The sequence below is a fragment of the Streptomyces sp. NPDC051136 genome, from assembly GCF_044455745.1.
Taxonomy (GTDB): Bacteria; Actinomycetota; Actinomycetes; order Streptomycetales; family Streptomycetaceae; genus Streptomyces.
On the sequence record NZ_JBITFE010000007.1, the window covers coordinates 273,591 to 287,938 of the forward strand.

12 protein-coding genes and 1 pseudogene are annotated in these 14,348 nt (G+C 72.4%); 6 read left to right on the forward strand and 7 right to left on the reverse strand.

The genetic code is table 11. The features are described 5' to 3' along the window. Positions 1-94: 94 nt before the first annotated feature. Complete coding sequence (locus ACIBCJ_RS21805; RefSeq protein ID WP_399283068.1) at positions 95-1,651, reverse strand: CehA/McbA family metallohydrolase; 1,557 nt, start codon at positions 1,649-1,651, stop codon at positions 95-97. Between the two features lie 208 nt (positions 1,652-1,859). Here ACIBCJ_RS21805 and ACIBCJ_RS21810 point away from each other — a divergent pair, with 208 nt between their 5' ends. Continuing rightward, a complete protein-coding gene (locus tag ACIBCJ_RS21810; RefSeq protein ID WP_365980724.1) occupies positions 1,860-4,463 on the forward strand; it encodes a bifunctional FO biosynthesis protein CofGH in 2,604 nt (867 codons plus the stop codon). A gap of 107 nt (positions 4,464-4,570) precedes the next feature. Continuing rightward, complete coding sequence (locus ACIBCJ_RS21815) at positions 4,571-5,134, forward strand: hypothetical protein (protein ID WP_362097470.1); 564 nt, start codon at positions 4,571-4,573, stop codon at positions 5,132-5,134. On the opposite strand, the gene ACIBCJ_RS21820 is transcribed toward ACIBCJ_RS21815, so the two are convergent. The 3 genes from ACIBCJ_RS21820 to ACIBCJ_RS21830 all read right to left on the reverse strand — a co-directional run bounded on the left by ACIBCJ_RS21820 (position 5,118) and on the right by ACIBCJ_RS21830 (position 6,741). Continuing rightward, on the reverse strand, positions 5,118-5,627 hold the full coding sequence (locus ACIBCJ_RS21820; protein WP_362502481.1) for a DUF2165 domain-containing protein: 510 nt from the start codon (positions 5,625-5,627) through the stop codon (positions 5,118-5,120). The genes ACIBCJ_RS21815 and ACIBCJ_RS21820 overlap by 17 nt on opposite strands. A 113-nt stretch (positions 5,628-5,740) precedes the next feature. Continuing rightward, positions 5,741-5,932, reverse strand: coding sequence for a DUF397 domain-containing protein (locus ACIBCJ_RS21825; protein ID WP_365980723.1), 192 nt, complete (start codon positions 5,930-5,932; stop codon positions 5,741-5,743). Continuing rightward, positions 5,929-6,741: a helix-turn-helix transcriptional regulator gene (locus tag ACIBCJ_RS21830; RefSeq protein ID WP_365980722.1), complete on the reverse strand. Its 813-nt coding sequence runs from the start codon at positions 6,739-6,741 to the stop codon at positions 5,929-5,931. Before ACIBCJ_RS21830 ends, ACIBCJ_RS21825 begins: the two co-directional genes overlap by 4 nt. 112 nt (positions 6,742-6,853) lie before the next feature. Between ACIBCJ_RS21830 and ACIBCJ_RS21835 the strand changes: the two are divergent. After that, positions 6,854-7,270: pseudogene (locus tag ACIBCJ_RS21835) on the forward strand (ATP-binding protein); the annotation flags it as partial. A 159-nt stretch (positions 7,271-7,429) separates the two neighbouring features. Here ACIBCJ_RS21835 and ACIBCJ_RS21840 read toward each other — a convergent pair. After that, positions 7,430-7,780, reverse strand: coding sequence for a DoxX family protein (locus ACIBCJ_RS21840; RefSeq protein WP_362502487.1), 351 nt, complete (start codon positions 7,778-7,780; stop codon positions 7,430-7,432). Between the two features lie 83 nt (positions 7,781-7,863). On the opposite strand from ACIBCJ_RS21840, the gene ACIBCJ_RS21845 reads away from it, so the two are divergent. From ACIBCJ_RS21845 to ACIBCJ_RS21855, 3 genes are all read left to right on the forward strand, one after another. Further along, the gene (locus ACIBCJ_RS21845) at positions 7,864-8,760 is read left to right on the forward strand and encodes a LysR family transcriptional regulator (RefSeq protein ID WP_365980721.1); all 897 of its coding nucleotides are present in this window, start codon (positions 7,864-7,866) and stop codon (positions 8,758-8,760) included. A 93-nt stretch (positions 8,761-8,853) separates the two neighbouring features. Next, positions 8,854-9,969, forward strand: coding sequence for an ADP-ribosylglycohydrolase family protein (locus tag ACIBCJ_RS21850; RefSeq protein WP_365980720.1), 1,116 nt, complete (start codon positions 8,854-8,856; stop codon positions 9,967-9,969). A 51-nt stretch (positions 9,970-10,020) separates the two neighbouring features. Further along, a complete protein-coding gene (locus ACIBCJ_RS21855; protein WP_362097488.1) occupies positions 10,021-10,431 on the forward strand; it encodes a VOC family protein in 411 nt (136 codons plus the stop codon). 71 nt (positions 10,432-10,502) lie between these two features. Here ACIBCJ_RS21855 and ACIBCJ_RS21860 read toward each other — a convergent pair whose 3' ends face one another. Beyond that, complete coding sequence (locus ACIBCJ_RS21860; RefSeq protein WP_362097491.1) at positions 10,503-12,086, reverse strand: sodium:solute symporter family protein; 1,584 nt, start codon at positions 12,084-12,086, stop codon at positions 10,503-10,505. A 249-nt stretch (positions 12,087-12,335) separates the two neighbouring features. Further along, a complete protein-coding gene (locus tag ACIBCJ_RS21865; protein WP_362097493.1) occupies positions 12,336-14,264 on the reverse strand; it encodes an MFS transporter in 1,929 nt (642 codons plus the stop codon). Positions 14,265-14,348: the final 84 nt, after the last annotated feature.

Here is a 14,348-nt window from a genome sequence, read left to right on the forward strand (position 1 = left end):
CGGCGGCCGGCGCCCCGGCATGGACGTGGCCGTCGGGGCCGGTCACCGTCCCGCCGGCACCGCGTCGGTCACCGCCCCGTCGGCACCCCGTCGGCTACCGTCCGAGGAACACCGGGTTGGTGAAGGCGGCCAGTGCCCCCGGCAGGGGGCCCGCCGCCGTCTCGTGCCGTACCTCCGCCCGCACGTAGGCGGCGTACGAGGCGGTCGTGCGCCACTCCACGGTGCCCGCGCCGGACACCGGCAGGGGATCGCCGGTGAACAGCACCCCCTGGTCCGTCACGAACCGGACCGTGCAGCGCGGGGCGCCGGTCACCTCCAGGCGGACGGTGACCGGGGTGTCGCGGTCCACGCGCAGCCGCTCGCCGATGCCGGCGTACTCGCCCCGGCCGCCGGACGCGGTGAAGGACAGCGACAGCTTCGACGACTCGGCCACGTACGAGCGCCCGGCCCTGATGCCCTCCTGGATCGCCTCCCGGGTCAGGTCGTCGGCGAGGACGACGGTCTGCGGGCGGCCGATCACGTCGGGGGAGCGGTGGGAGTCGCTGCTGCCCATCGCCGGGAGCCAGCCCCGCCCGGCGTCCCGCACGGCGGCGACCAGCATGCCGTCCCAGTCGGCCAGCGCCACCTCGTCGTCCGGCGTGTAGGCCCCGTTCCACACCTCGACCGCGTCCGCCTCCCCGAACCCTAACTTCCAGTTGCAGCCGATGCAGGTGGCGTGCGGATGGGCCGGCACCACCAGGCCGCCGGCGCGGCGGATCTGCCGGGCGAACCGGCCGAAGCGGTTGTCGCGCGCCCGGTAGCGCCAGTCGACGAAGGTGCCGGGATCGGTGCCGAGGGCGACGACGTGGCCGTTGCGGGTCGTCACCTCCTCGCCGAGCAGGATCAGCAGGTCGTCCCCGGCGAGGCCGGCCCAGTGCGGGTGCGCTGAGTGCGTGTTGTGCTCGGAGGAGTTGATGAAGTCCAGGCCCGCCGCGCGCGCCTGCTCCGCGATCTCGGCGAGGGTGTAGCGGCCGTCGGAGTACTCGGAGTGCAGGTGGCAGTCGCCCCGGTACCAGGCCCGGCCCCGGCCCCGGGCGCGCTCGGGCGGGTACACCGGCCGGGGCGCCGGCTCCTCCTCGCCGTAGGTCAGCGTGATCGTGATCTCGTACGCCAGGCCCTGCGGGGCGACCGTGTACGGGCCGAGCGCGATGTGCCAGGTGCCCGCCCGCACCGGCCCCGCGACGTAACCCGGCGTGGCGGCGTCCGCGCGGACGAAGAACTCCGTGCGCGCCCCGCCCGACCAGCCGCGGAAGCCCCGGCCGCCCAGCTCGGTGCCGCGCTCGTCGAAGAGGCCGATGTCGAGGGCGTTGCCCTGGGTGCCGGCCGGGACGGCGGGGCGGTCGTAGGTGTAGGCGACGTGGATCTCGCGGACCCCGCGGGGGACGTCGACCGGCACGTACACGAAGTCGGGGGAGCCGGGCGGCAGGGTGCCGCGCACGGTTCTCCTGCGCTGTTCCCGGGGTGCCGCCGCGGCGAAGCTCACGCTTCCCAAGGTAAGCGCGGCGGCGGCGCCCGTCGCGAACACGGCGCGCCTGCCGATCCCGGTGCGCCCGTGCCCGTGCTCGTGCCCGTGCCCGTGCTCGTGCTCCTGCTCGTGGTCGTCCTCGCACATGCTGCTGCTCCAGGTGTCGTCGTCGTGTGTCGTCGGTGACATGACGTCGGTGGTGCAGGGGTGGTGCGTGCAACCCTCGTATTGAGCCGTGAACTCCCGGGCAAGGAAAGGGGTTCGGCGCATTGAGGGGGCATTGAGGTCCGGAAACGCCGGCCGGGCCGCCGGGACGGGCGGGCGGAGCCGATCACGCCGCTCGTATGCTCGAAGGATGACGACTTCCGCGACCTCCGGAACCGGACCCGCCGACCCCGCAGGGCCCACCGAGAACTCCATGCGTCGCGCCCTCAAACGCGCCCGGGACGGCGTCGCCCTCGACGTGTCCGAGGCCGCCGTGCTGCTCCAGGCGCGCGGCGAGCACCTCGACGCCCTCACCGCGTCCGCCGCCCGGGTCCGGGACGCGGGCCTGGAGGCCGCCGGACGGCCCGGCGTCATCACGTACTCGAAGAGCGTCTTCGTCCCGCTGACCCGGCTGTGCCGGGACAAGTGCCACTACTGCACCTTCGTCACCGTCCCCGGCAAGCTGCGCCGGGCGGGCCACGGGATGTTCATGTCCCCGGACGAGGTGCTCGACATCGCGCGCAAAGGCGCGGCCCTCGGCTGCAAGGAAGCCCTCATCACCCTCGGCGACAAGCCCGAGGAGCGCTGGCCCGAGGCCCGGGAGTGGCTCGACGCGCACGGATACGACGACACGATCGCCTACGTCCGCGCGATCTCGATCCGCATCCTGGAGGAGACGGGGCTGCTCCCGCACCTCAACCCCGGCGTCATGACCTGGACGGACTTCCAGCGGCTCAAGCCCGTCGCCCCCTCCATGGGCATGATGCTGGAGACCACCGCGACCCGCCTGTGGTCCGAGCCCGGCGGCCCGCACCACGGCTCCCCGGACAAGGAACCGGCCGTACGGCTGCGCGTCCTGGAGGACGCCGGGCGCTCCTCGGTGCCCTTCACCTCCGGCGTCCTCATCGGCATCGGCGAGACGTACGAGGAGCGGGCCGAGTCCCTCTTCGCGCTGCGCAAGGTCTCCCGCGCCTACCACGGCGTCCAGGAGCTGATCATCCAGAACTTCCGCGCCAAGCCCGACACGGCGATGCGCGGCATGCCGGACGCGGAGCTGGACGAGCTGGTCGCCACGGTCGCCGTCGCCCGGCACATCATGGGCCCCTCCGCATGCCTCCAGGCACCGCCGAACCTGGTGGACGCGGAGTACGAGCGGCTGATCGGCGCGGGCATCGACGACTGGGGCGGCGTCTCCCCGCTGACCATCGACCACGTGAACCCCGAGCGCCCCTGGCCGCAGATCGACGAACTCGCCGCGAAGTCCGGGGCCGCCGGGTTCACGCTGCGGGAACGTCTCTGCGTGTACCCGGAGTTCGTCAAGCGCGGGGAGCCCTGGCTGGACCCGCGGCTGCGCCCGCACGTGGCCGCGCTCGCCGACCCGGAGACCGGCCTGGCCCGCGCGGACGCGGTGGTCGAGGGACACGCGTGGCAGGAGCCGGACGAGGCGTTCACCGCCACCGGCCGCACCGACCTGCACGCCACCATCGACACCGAGGGCCGCACGTCGGACCGCCGCGACGACTTCGACGAGGTGTACGGCGACTGGGGCGCCCTGCGCGAGGCCGCCGCCCCCGGCATGGCGCCCGAGCGCATCGACACCGACGTCCGCGCCGCGCTCGCCACGGCGGCCGACGACCCCACGCGGCTGACGGACGACGAGGCACTCGCCCTGCTGCACGCCGACGGCCCCGCGCTGGACGCCCTGTGCGGCATCGCGGACGACGTCCGCCGCAGCACCGTCGGCGACGACGTGACGTACATCGTCACCCGCAACATCAACTTCACCAACGTCTGCTACACCGGCTGCCGCTTCTGCGCCTTCGCCCAGCGCCGCACCGACGCCGACGCCTACACGCTCTCCCTGGACCAGGTCGCCGACCGCGCCCAGCAGGCGTGGGAGGTGGGCGCGGTGGAGGTCTGCATGCAGGGCGGCATCCACCCGGACCTGCCCGGCACCGCGTACTTCGACATCGCGCGGGCGGTGAAGGCCCGCGTGCCCGGCATGCACGTGCACGCCTTCTCACCGATGGAGGTCGTCAACGGCGCCACCCGCACCGGCCTGTCGATCCGCGAGTGGCTGACCGCCGCGAAGGAAGCGGGCCTGGACTCGATCCCGGGCACGGCCGCGGAGATCCTCGACGACGAGGTCCGCTGGATCCTCACCAAGGGCAAGCTGCCGACGGCCACCTGGATCGAGGTGATCGAGACGGCCCACGAGCTGGGCATCCGCTCCTCGTCCACGATGATGTACGGCCACGTCGACCAGCCCCGCCACTGGCTGGGCCACCTGCGCACCCTCGCCGGGATCCAGCGGCGCACCGGCGGCTTCACCGAGTTCGTGACGCTCCCCTTCATCCACACCAACGCCCCGGTGTACCTGGCCGGCATCGCCCGGCCCGGCCCCACCCCGCGCGACAACCGCGCGGTGACCGCGATGGCCCGCCTGCTCCTGCACCCGCACATCCCCAACATCCAGACCAGCTGGGTGAAACTGGGCACGGAGGGCGCGGCGGAGATGCTCCGCTCCGGCGCCAACGACCTGGGCGGCACCCTCATGGAGGAGACGATCTCCCGCATGGCGGGCTCGTCCTACGGGTCGTACAAATCGGTCAAGGACCTGGTCGCGGTCGCGGACGCGGCGGGCCGTCCGGCGAAGCCGCGCACCACGCTGTACGGCCCGGTCCCCGAGGAGCGGCAGCGGGCGGCGCGGGACTCGGACGGGCACCTGCCTCAGCTGCTGCCGGTCCTGGACTGAGGAGGCGCGGGGCCGGGGGCGCGGGCTTCGGGAGTGCGGCGGACGCGCAGTACGATGATCTGGCCCCCGGTGTGTCGGGGTTCTCGTAGCTGAGGAGATGCGTGCCCGTGCCAGCCCGACTTCCCTCATGGGCGTGGGTCTCCGGTCTGACCGTGGGGGCGATCGCGGCGGTGACCGTCCTGGCCGTGCAGGCGGACCAGGGGCCCCAGCCCACCGCCGCGGCGGCCAAGCCGAAGCCGTCGGCCTCGGCGGACGCGCACCCCAGGCCGAAGGAGACCGCGCCGGCCCGGGTACCGGCGGATTCCGGCACCGGGCGGCGCGTCGTCTACTCGGTCGGCCAGGACCGGGTGTGGCTGGTCGACGCCAGCGACGCCACCCGGCGCTCCTTCAAGGTGTGGCCGGGCACGGTCGACCCCGACCCGGGCAAGTACAGCGTCGGCACCCGCCGTGAGGAGCCGACGACGGGCTCCGACGGGGTCCGCATCGAGCAGATCCTGTACTTCACCCAGGAGGACGGCGTCTGGGTCGCCTTCTCCAACGCGGTGGACGGCTCCTCGCCGCCGCCGGCCGCCTCCGGCGCCAGGACCGGCGGCATACGGCTGCCCAAGGCGGACGGTGACGCGCTCTGGGAGTTCGGCACGTCCGGCACGACGGTCACTGTGGTCGCCTAGCCTCCGTCTCTCCGGACGGCAGGTGCGCCACGATCAGCACGACGCCGCTGAACAGCAGCACGCGCGTCGCCGCCTCCAGCCCGTTCCAGTCCTCCGACTGCCACATCGCGAACCACTCCCCGCCGATCGCGAGGAACCCGGCGCCGAAGAGCAGCATCAGCATGAGCGTGCCGTACGTGGTGAAGCGCCGCGCGGGAGCGTGCTGCCGGCGTATCCAGAGCCAGGTCGCCCAGATCAGCACGAGCGCGGCGGCGGTCTCCCACACGATGATCGCCACGTAGGCGGTGTCCTGGAGACCCTTGCTCGTGATCGCCCGCCACATCAGGTCGTCGTCCTTGAACGTGGTGTCCATGGCGAGGACGTGGTGCACGTACTGCTGGTTGTTGTCGAAGTCGGTGATGTTCCCGAGGGCGACGAGGGCGATGTAGAGGGCGAGGACCGCGGTGAGCACGGTGGAGGCGAGTAAAAGGGTGCTGCGGGGGTTCTTGGTCATGGCAGCACTATCCCGAAGCCGGACACCCGGCGGGCGGGAGGGTCCGGGAACGTGATCCCTTCGCAGCGTTCCGGCAGTTCCTCGCCGCGCTGACGGAGCACGGAGGGTGCCCGTCAGCCGTCCGTCGCGACGGTGTGCACGAACACGGTCCAGGAGACGTCGGTGAAGGTCAGACGGGCGCCTTCGCGGTCCTTGGAGTCGCGGACGTGGACGGCGGGGTGGGCGGGGGCTATGGCGACCTCGACGCAGTCGGGGCCGTCATTGCTGCTGTAGCTGCTCTTGAACCACTGCAAGGTGGCGGTCATGTCTCTTCTCCCATGACTTTCTCGATGAAGGCCAGTGACTCACGGGGCGCGAGAGCCTGCGCCCGGATCATTCCATAGCGCATCTCGAGAACCTGGACGTCCCTGGGATCACTGACGAGCCGACTGTGCAGTTGGGCCTCCAGGTGCCCGAGCGTCTTGCCGTCCAGGAGCTTGAGCAGTCGCAGCGATCCGGCCATTCCCGCGTGATCGTCGCGGTCCGTCGGCATGACCTGGATCTCGACGTGCCTCAACCGACCCACCTCCAGCAGGTGTTCGAGCTGTTGACGCAGCACCGTTCTGCCGCCGAGCGGGCGCCGTAGCGTCACCTCTTCCTGGACGAAGGTGAGCTGGGGCCGGGGGACACGCTCGAACACGGTCTTCCGAGCCATGCGGGCCGAGACGTAGCGGTCGACTTCCTCCTCCGTGAACGCCGGTCGGCGCATCGCGTACAACGCGCGCGCGTACTCGGGGGTCTGCAACAGCCCGTGGACGTGGTGGCCCGCGTAGGCCCCCAACTCGACCGCCTCCTCCTCCAGCTTGGCCAGGTCCCGCACCTTCTTCGGGTAGCGGGCCTTCTCCACGTCCTCCTTCATCGTCGCGAGCTTCCCGCCCGCGCCCAGCACCTCGTCGGCCTTGTCCAGGAAGTCGGGCTTGGGCACCCGCCGGCCGCGCTCGACCGACGAGACCATGTCCTCGCCGTACCCGATGGCGGCCCCCAGTTCGGCCTGGCGCAGACCCGCCGCCTCCCGCCACAGCTTGATCTGCCGCCCGACCGCCTTGAGCACGGCCGCGGCCTCCTCGTCCTCCATGTCATCCCTCCCGACGTACGACCCGTACGACCACGGCAGGCACCCGGACAGTCACTCTCGGTACCGAGGTCGTTGCTGTTCAGAGTAGGGACGGGCGGCCACGCTGGGTGACGTGAACCAGAAATCGGACCTGCCTTTCGCGCCGAACGCGCCCCACTTCGCCGTCCAGTTGTCCGCGACCCGCAGAGGAGCCCGGCTGGCGCGGCTGCTCACGGAACGCCAACTCGACGACTGGGGAGTGCCGTCCGAGGGGGCGGTCCAGGTCGTCGCCGAACTCGCGGCGAACGCGGTGCTGCACGGCCGGGTGCCGGGACGGGACTTCCGGCTGGCTCTGCGGCTGCTGCCGGGCGGGGCCCTCCGCGTCGAGGTCACGGACGCCCGGGGCGACCGGGTCCCGTGTCTCCCCGGCCCGGCGTCCGACGACGCGGAGGCCGGGCGCGGACTGCGCATCGTGGCGGCGTACGCGGACCGCTGGGGCGTTCGCGAGGGACCGGCTCCTTCGAAGACCGTCTGGGCCGAGCTGCCACCCGGTCGTGGCCGCCCGCCGGGGCTCGATGGCGGGGCCGAGGGCCGAGCTCGGGGCAGGCAGTCGCCCGAAAAGGGTGAGCACTCGGCGGAGAAATGTCATCAACGCGCTCATTGAAGCGTTTGGATGACACATCGGGCCGGACTGCTCACACCTTTCGGGTCACACGGCCATCCCCACGGCGAGGGCCGCGGCGTTCAGCGCCAGGTAGCCGAGGGGGAACGCGATGTTGTGGAAGACCCGGGCACGGACATGCGCGGCGACCGCGCCCACGAAGAAGAGGACGAGACCGGCCGCCGCAGCGCTCCCGAGCGGCCTGGCGCCCAGCAGCCCGGCGAGGAGCCCGGCGGCTCCGGCCGCCTTGAGACCGGCCAGCCACGGGAGCCACGACGGGGGGACCCCCACCTCGGCCGAGTTGGCGAGGACGAACCGGGCCCGCAGCAGGTCCGCGACGGCTATCCCGGCATCGGCGACGATCGCGGTGACACCGACGACCACATAGGCGGTGAACATGGGCTCCCCTTTCGGCGCGACCTGCGTCCAGCCTCGTCGGCACCCACCGCGGCGTCCAATACCTGCTTCTATAACCTGGCGGAATGGACGTGGACACCCGATTGCTGCGGTACTTCGCGGCCGTGGCGGAGGAAGGCAGCCTGACCCGCGCGGCTCAGCGGCTGTACGTCTCCCAGCCGGCGCTGACCAAGCAGATCCGGCAGCTGGAGTCCGCACTGGGCGTGCCTCTTTTCACGCGCTCCCGCAGCGGCATGGCCCTCACCGAGCCGGGCCGGGCGCTGGCGGCCCGCGTGCCCGGTCTCCTCGCCGGGTGGGAGGCGGCGCTGCGCGAGACGAGGTCCACGGCGAGCCGGGCGGACCGGATCCTGCGGGTCGGCTTCCTCGCCAGTGCGGCCAACGAGGCGACGCAGCCGATCATCGCCGCGTTCGCCCGGCGCCGTCCGGACTGGCGGGCCGAGATGCGGCAGGCCTCGTGGTCGAACCCCTCCGCCGGACTCGCCGACTCGGACGTCGACGTCGCCCTGGTGCGGCTGCCGTTCCCCGGCCAGGAGGCGCTGCGGGTGGTGGAGCTGTTCAGCGAGCCCCGCTGCGTCGTGCTCCCTGCGGCACACCCGCTGGCCGCGCGCGAGACGATCGACTTCCGTGAACTGCGGGACGAACCCTTCGTGGCCGCCCCGCCCGAAACGGGGCCCTGGCGTGCGTACTGGCTGGGCGCCGACGAGCGCGACGGCCACCCGGTCCGCGTCGGCGCCGTCACCGAGCACCCGGACGACTGGCTCACCGCGATCGCCAACGGCTACGGCATCGCCCTCGCACCCGAGTCGGCGGCCCGCTTCTACACCCGTCCCGGCGTCGTCCACCGCCCCGTCACCGGGATCGCCCCCAGCCGGGTCGGTGTCGCCTGGGACCCCGCCGACGACGCCGACCCCGTGGTCCGGGACTTCGTCCGCTGCTGCCGCGAGGTGTGCGCCCGCACGTGAACGTTTCCACACCGTTCCAGCCCTGACCGACCACTTCTGTTCGCATACAGTGCTGGGCGTCGTACGTACGCACAGCGCCGAGCGGAGGTCCAGGTGGGCGCGACAGCCCGTGCCGTGTGGGGGCGTGCCGAGCAGCAGGACTTCCGCAGCCGGGTGCGCGGCACGCTGCTCGGTGCGGCCGTCGGGGACGCCCTGGGAGCGCCCGTCGACGGTCTCGCCCTCGACGCGATCCGGGAGGCGCACGGAGCGGAGGGGCTGTCCGACCTCGCCACCGCCTACGGCCGGCGCGGTGCCGTCACCCACCTGACCCAGCTCACCCTGTTCTCCGTGGACGGGCTGATCCGCGCCCAGGTACGGCGTGACACCGGCGCCTGGCACCCGCCGACCGACCTGCACCGGGCCTACCGGCGCTGGGCCGCCACCCAGCGCGACTGGGGGCCCGACCTGCGGCGCAAGGAGGACGGCTGGCTGGCCCACGAGGAGTGGCTGTACGCCCGCCGGGACGCCCCGCGCTCCCTGCTGCTCGGCCTCGGCGACGAGACGATGGGCACCCCCGAGGCACCCAAGAACCCCGACGAGCGCGGTCCGGAGGCCGCCGCCCGCTCGGCGCCGTTCGGGCTCCTGGTCGGCTGGGAGCCGCAACTGGTCGCCCAGCTCGCCGTGGAGTGCGCCGCGCAGACCCACGGCCACCCCACCGGGCGCCTGGCGGCGGGCGCGTACGCCGTGATCGTGCACGGGCTGGCGCGTGGCGAGAGCCTGGACGCCGCCGTGCAGCGGGCCCTCGCACTGCTCGCCGCCCGGCCGGGACACGAGCCCGTGGCGGACGCCCTCCAGCACGCGCTGGGCGCGGTGCGGCAAGGGCTGCCGACCCCGGCACGGGTGACCGAGCTGATCGGCGCGGGCACGGCGGAGGGCCTGGTCGCCGCCGCCGTGTACTGCGCCCTCGTCGGCGAGGACGTACGGCACGGGCTGCGGCTCGCCGTCAACCACGACGGTGCCTCGGCGGCGACCGGGGCCCTGACGGGCGGCCTGCTCGGCGCCCTGCACGGCGAGACGGCCCTGCCCCCGGCCTGGCTGGCCGAACTGGAGGGCCGTCCGACCCTCCTGGAGCTGGCCGACGACTTCGCCATGGAGATGACCCAGGGCCCCGCCCTGCACGGCCCGGCGGGTTCGTCTCCCGGATGGCTGGCGCGGTACCCGCGAGCCTGAGGTCACGTCCGGAGAAGCGCCGCACCGGGGGCCGCCGCTAGCGTGGCGGCCATGGACATCAGCATTCACACCACGGTGCTTCCGCACGACGACCCGGACGCGTCCCTGGCCTTCTACCGGGACGTCCTCGGCTTCGAGGTCCGCAAGGACGTCGGCGACGGCAGGATGCGCTGGATCACGGTCGGGCCGGCCGGCCAGCCGGACGTCTCGCTGCTGCTCGCGCCGCCCGCCGCGGACCCCGGCATCACCGAGGCCGAGCGCCGCACCGTCGCCGAGATGATGGCCAAGGGCACCTACGGGTGGCTCCTCCTGGCCACCGAGGACCTCGACGGCACCTTCGAGAAGGCCCGCGCCGGGGACGCCGAGATCGTCCAGGAGCCGACCGAGCAGCCGTACGGCATCCGGGACTGCGCCGTCCGGGACCCCGCAGGCAACCAGATCCGCATCCAGGAAGTGCGCTGAACCGGCGCGGCCGGTGACCGCGGTCCGCGGTCACCGGCCCCGCCGGTGGGACGGGTGCCCGTCGGGGATCTCTAGTCGCCCACCCGGTTGCGGCCCACCACGTCGTCCACCCCGCCCGCGGGCGCCGGGACCGCGGCCGCCGCGCCGGAGTGGCCGTCGTCCCCGTCCGTGTTGACGCGCTCGATGATCGCGAGCCGCTCCGGGGTGTCCTCCGGCTTCAGGAAGCCGACCACGACGTACAGGACCAGCGAGACCGCCAGCGGGATGGAGACCTGGTACTCCAGCGGCACCCCGCCGTCCACGTTCCAGTTGATCGGGTAGTTGACCAGCCAGAAGGCGAGCAGGCCCAGGGCCCAGCTGGTGAGCGCGGCCGTCGGGCCGGAGCGGCGGAAGGGCCGCAGCAGACCGAGCATCATCGGGATCGCGATCGGGCCCATCAGACCGGCCACCCACTTGATCACGACGGTGATGATGTCCTTGAACGTCGGCGAGTCGACCTGGGTCGCCACCGCCATCGAGAGACCGAGGAAGACCACGGTGGTCAGCCGGGCCGCCAGCAGCCCCGACCGCTGCCCCCAGTTGCGCGCCGCCTTCGACAGCACCGGCGCCACGTCACGGGTGAAGACGGCCGCGATGGCGTTGGCGTCCGACGAGCACATGGCCATGGTGTGCGAGAAGAACCCGACGATGACCAGGCCGAGCAGCCCGTGCGGCAGCAGCTGCTCGGTCATCAGGGCGTAGGAGTCGGAACCGTCCGGCTTCTGCGACTCCACCAGCAGCGGCGCCATCCACATCGGGAAGAACAGCACCAGCGGCCAGACCAGCCACAGCACCGCCGACAGCCGCGCCGAACGCTCCGCCTCGCGGGCGTTGCGCGTGGCCATGTAGCGCTGGGCCTGGTTGAGCATGCCGCCGTTGTACTCGAAGAGCTTGATGAAGAGGAACGCGAGCAGGAACACCGTGCCGTACGGGCCGACCAGCGGTTTGCCGTGGCCCTGGAGGGCGGGCTCGTCCCAGACACCGAAGAAGCCGCCGTGGTCGCCGAGCTTCATCACGACGGCCACGAACATCGCGACACCGGCCAGCAGCTGGATGATGAACTGGCCCAGCTCGGTCAGCGCGTCCGCCCACAGACCGCCGATCGTGCAGTAGATGCCCGTGATGACACCGGTGATCAGGATGCCCTGGTTGAGGGTGATGCCCGTGAAGACCGAGAGCAGGGTGGCGATGGCCGCCCACTTCGCGGCCACGTCCACGATCTTCAGCAGCATGCCGGACCAGGCCAGCGCCTGCTGGGTGGGCAGGTTGTACCGGTTCTTGAGGTACTCCAGCGGCGAGGCCACGTGCAGCCGTGAGCGCAGCCGGTTGATGCGCGGCGCGAACAGCTTGGAGCCGATGGCGATGCCGAGGGCGATGGGGAACGACCACGTCACGAAGGACGTGACGCCGTAGGTGTAGGCGATGCCGGCGTAGCCGGTGAACATCACCGCGCTGTAGCCCGACATGTGGTGCGAGATGCCGGACAGCCACCAGGGCATCTTGCCGCCGGCCGTGAAGAAGTCGCTGACGTCGTCCACGCGTTTGTGCGACCAGACGCCGATCGCCACCATGACGGCGAAGTAGCCGATGAGCACGGACCAGTCGAGACCGTTCATGTGCCCCCTTCCGGGGTCCGCCTTGTGAACTCCGCTCAGCCGGTTGGCACTTCGCTAGAGCGGAGCAAGGGCGTGGCAGGCCGCGAAGTGCCCGCTCATCGTGGGTGCGACGACGCGGGCACGACAAGGAAGGGGAAGGTCAAGAGACAGTAAAAAGGTTCGGATCGCTGACCTGCGTTCACCTACATGAACAATCTCGGGCGGCCTCCGAAGAGACCGCCCGGGCCGCCGCCGGTCCGCCGCCGGCCGCTACTTCAGCTCGTCGGGGCACGGCGTGCCCCGCTTCAGCCCGTACGGCGACGCCAGCCGGTACGTCCCCGCCTCGGGGGCGACGAGCGTCGTCCACACGTCGCCCTCGGCGGTCTCCTCGGTCTCCGCCAGACAGCCGTTCACGTTGTCGTACGTCTTCGGCGTGCCCTCCGGGGCGTTCTCGGAGGCCTCCGTCTCCTGGGGCGGCTGGAGCTTTTCGCCCTCCTCGTCGACGAGGCTCAGCCACGGCGAGTACGGCATCCGGATCAGGATGCGCCCGGGCCGCTGCACGTCGATGACCCACTCGTCCTGCTCGGCCCGCCGGACCACCGCGTCGGGCTCCGCCAGCGGCGTCGGGTCGGTCACCTGGAACAGCTGCCAGTTGGCGTCGCCCCAGATCTGCTTCAGATAGGGCAGGCCCCGCTGCAACAGCTCCCGCTCCCGCTTGCCGCCGTCACCGTCCGGCTCGCCCTTGGGCAGCACCACGTAGTGCACGGCCCAGCGCTTCAGCCACTCGTGGTAGTTCGCCGAGTTGAGCGTGTCGTCGTAGAAGAGCGGATTACGCTCCATGTCGGCCTGCCGGGTCCAGCCGCGGGCCAGGTTCACGTACGGCGCGAGCGCCGACGCCTCCCGGTGGGAGCGGGCCGGCACGGCCTCCACCCGGCCCTGCTCCGCGCCGACCTCCTGCAACTCGTTGACGAGCGGCGCCAGCTCGCGCGCCCAGGAGGCGGCGGGCGTGGTGTGGACGGCGTCGTCGGCCGACTTGAAGCCGATCCAGCCCGCGAAGACGGCGAGCGAGGCCACCAGCGCGTACCACTTGCGTGACTTGGGCACCGTGAACGGCAGCGCCGCCACCAGCACCACCCCGGCGAAGAGCATCGGCAGGCGGGTGATGTTGGAGCCGATCTGCGAGCTGATCAGCCAGACCAGCAGCACGGCCAGGCCGTAGACCGCCGACGTGATCCGCACCGTCTTCCAGGTGCTTGGCACGAGCCAGTACACCAGGCCCGCGAACAGGATCGGCAGCACCGTCGAACCGAACCCCATCGGCTGCGTGCCGGAGAAGGGGAACAGCACGGCCGAAAGACCGACGACCACGCTCGGGGCCAGGCCCAGCGACCAGGCCCCCGGCCGGCGCTTCTGCAGGAACAGCGCCACCGCCACCAGGCCCACGAACAGCCCGGAGACCGGCGAGGCCATCGTCGACAGCGCGGCCAGCGGCGCCGCGCACAGTCCCTTGGCCCAGCGCTCGTACCGCCAGCGGTGCGGCCAGCAGAACACGGCGGCGACCGCGCCGAGCCCGAACATCATGCCGAGCCCGAACGTCACCCGGCCCGACACCGCGTTGGCCAGCAGCCCGAACAGGCCCGCCAGCGACGCCCACAGCGGATTGCGGACCACCCGGCTGCGGATCAGGACCATCGTCAGCAGCCCGGCCGAGATCGTCCCCGCGATCATCATCGTGGTGCGCACGCCGAGCACCGACATCAGGTACGGCGAGATCACGCTGTACGAGACCGGGTGCATGCCGCCGTACCAGGCGAGGTTGTACGCCGAGTCCGGATGGCGGCCGACGAACTCGGCCCAGGCGTCCTGCGCCGCGAGGTCGCCGCCGCTGTTCGCGAAGGTGAAGAACCACACTATGTGGAGCACCCCGGCGAGGGCGGTCACGGACAGCACGGGGTGGCGCAGCATGCGCTCGCGCAGGGCCAGGAAGGCGGTGTTCACGGCCGACGGCGCCTTCGGGCCGCCGGGCTCGGGCTCACCGTCGCCGTCCGCCGGGCCGGGCCCGTCGCGCCGGTCCTCCGGGCTCTCGGTCCCCGCCGGGCTCGCCCCGGCGTCCCTGCGGGGCCCGGGCACCCGCGGTCGCGGGCCGGCTCCCGGCCCCGGATCGGCGTCGTCGGCGCGTGTCGGCTCCGCAGTGGCCACCTGAAGGCACTCCCCGTGTCCCGTCTTCTTCTTCGGGCCGTGTCCCGTTCCCACGACCGGCGACTGCCCCGCTTCGTGACGCTA

Bases quoted from the DNA above. Each gene is read 5' to 3' on its own strand.
- ACIBCJ_RS21805 (WP_399283068.1), bottom strand. From the start codon at position 1,651: ATGTGCGAGGACGACCACGAGCAGGAGCACGAGCACGGGCACGGGCAC.
- ACIBCJ_RS21810 (WP_365980724.1), top strand. From the start codon at position 1,860: ATGACGACTTCCGCGACCTCCGGAACCGGACCCGCCGACCCCGCAGGG.
- ACIBCJ_RS21820 (WP_362502481.1), bottom strand. From the start codon at position 5,627: ATGACCAAGAACCCCCGCAGCACCCTTTTACTCGCCTCCACCGTGCTC.
- ACIBCJ_RS21825 (WP_365980723.1), bottom strand. From the start codon at position 5,932: ATGACCGCCACCTTGCAGTGGTTCAAGAGCAGCTACAGCAGCAATGAC.
- ACIBCJ_RS21830 (WP_365980722.1), bottom strand. From the start codon at position 6,741: ATGGAGGACGAGGAGGCCGCGGCCGTGCTCAAGGCGGTCGGGCGGCAG.
- ACIBCJ_RS21840 (WP_362502487.1), bottom strand. From the start codon at position 7,780: ATGTTCACCGCCTATGTGGTCGTCGGTGTCACCGCGATCGTCGCCGAT.
- ACIBCJ_RS21845 (WP_365980721.1), top strand. From the start codon at position 7,864: ATGGACGTGGACACCCGATTGCTGCGGTACTTCGCGGCCGTGGCGGAG.
- ACIBCJ_RS21855 (WP_362097488.1), top strand. From the start codon at position 10,021: ATGGACATCAGCATTCACACCACGGTGCTTCCGCACGACGACCCGGAC.
- ACIBCJ_RS21860 (WP_362097491.1), bottom strand. From the start codon at position 12,086: ATGAACGGTCTCGACTGGTCCGTGCTCATCGGCTACTTCGCCGTCATG.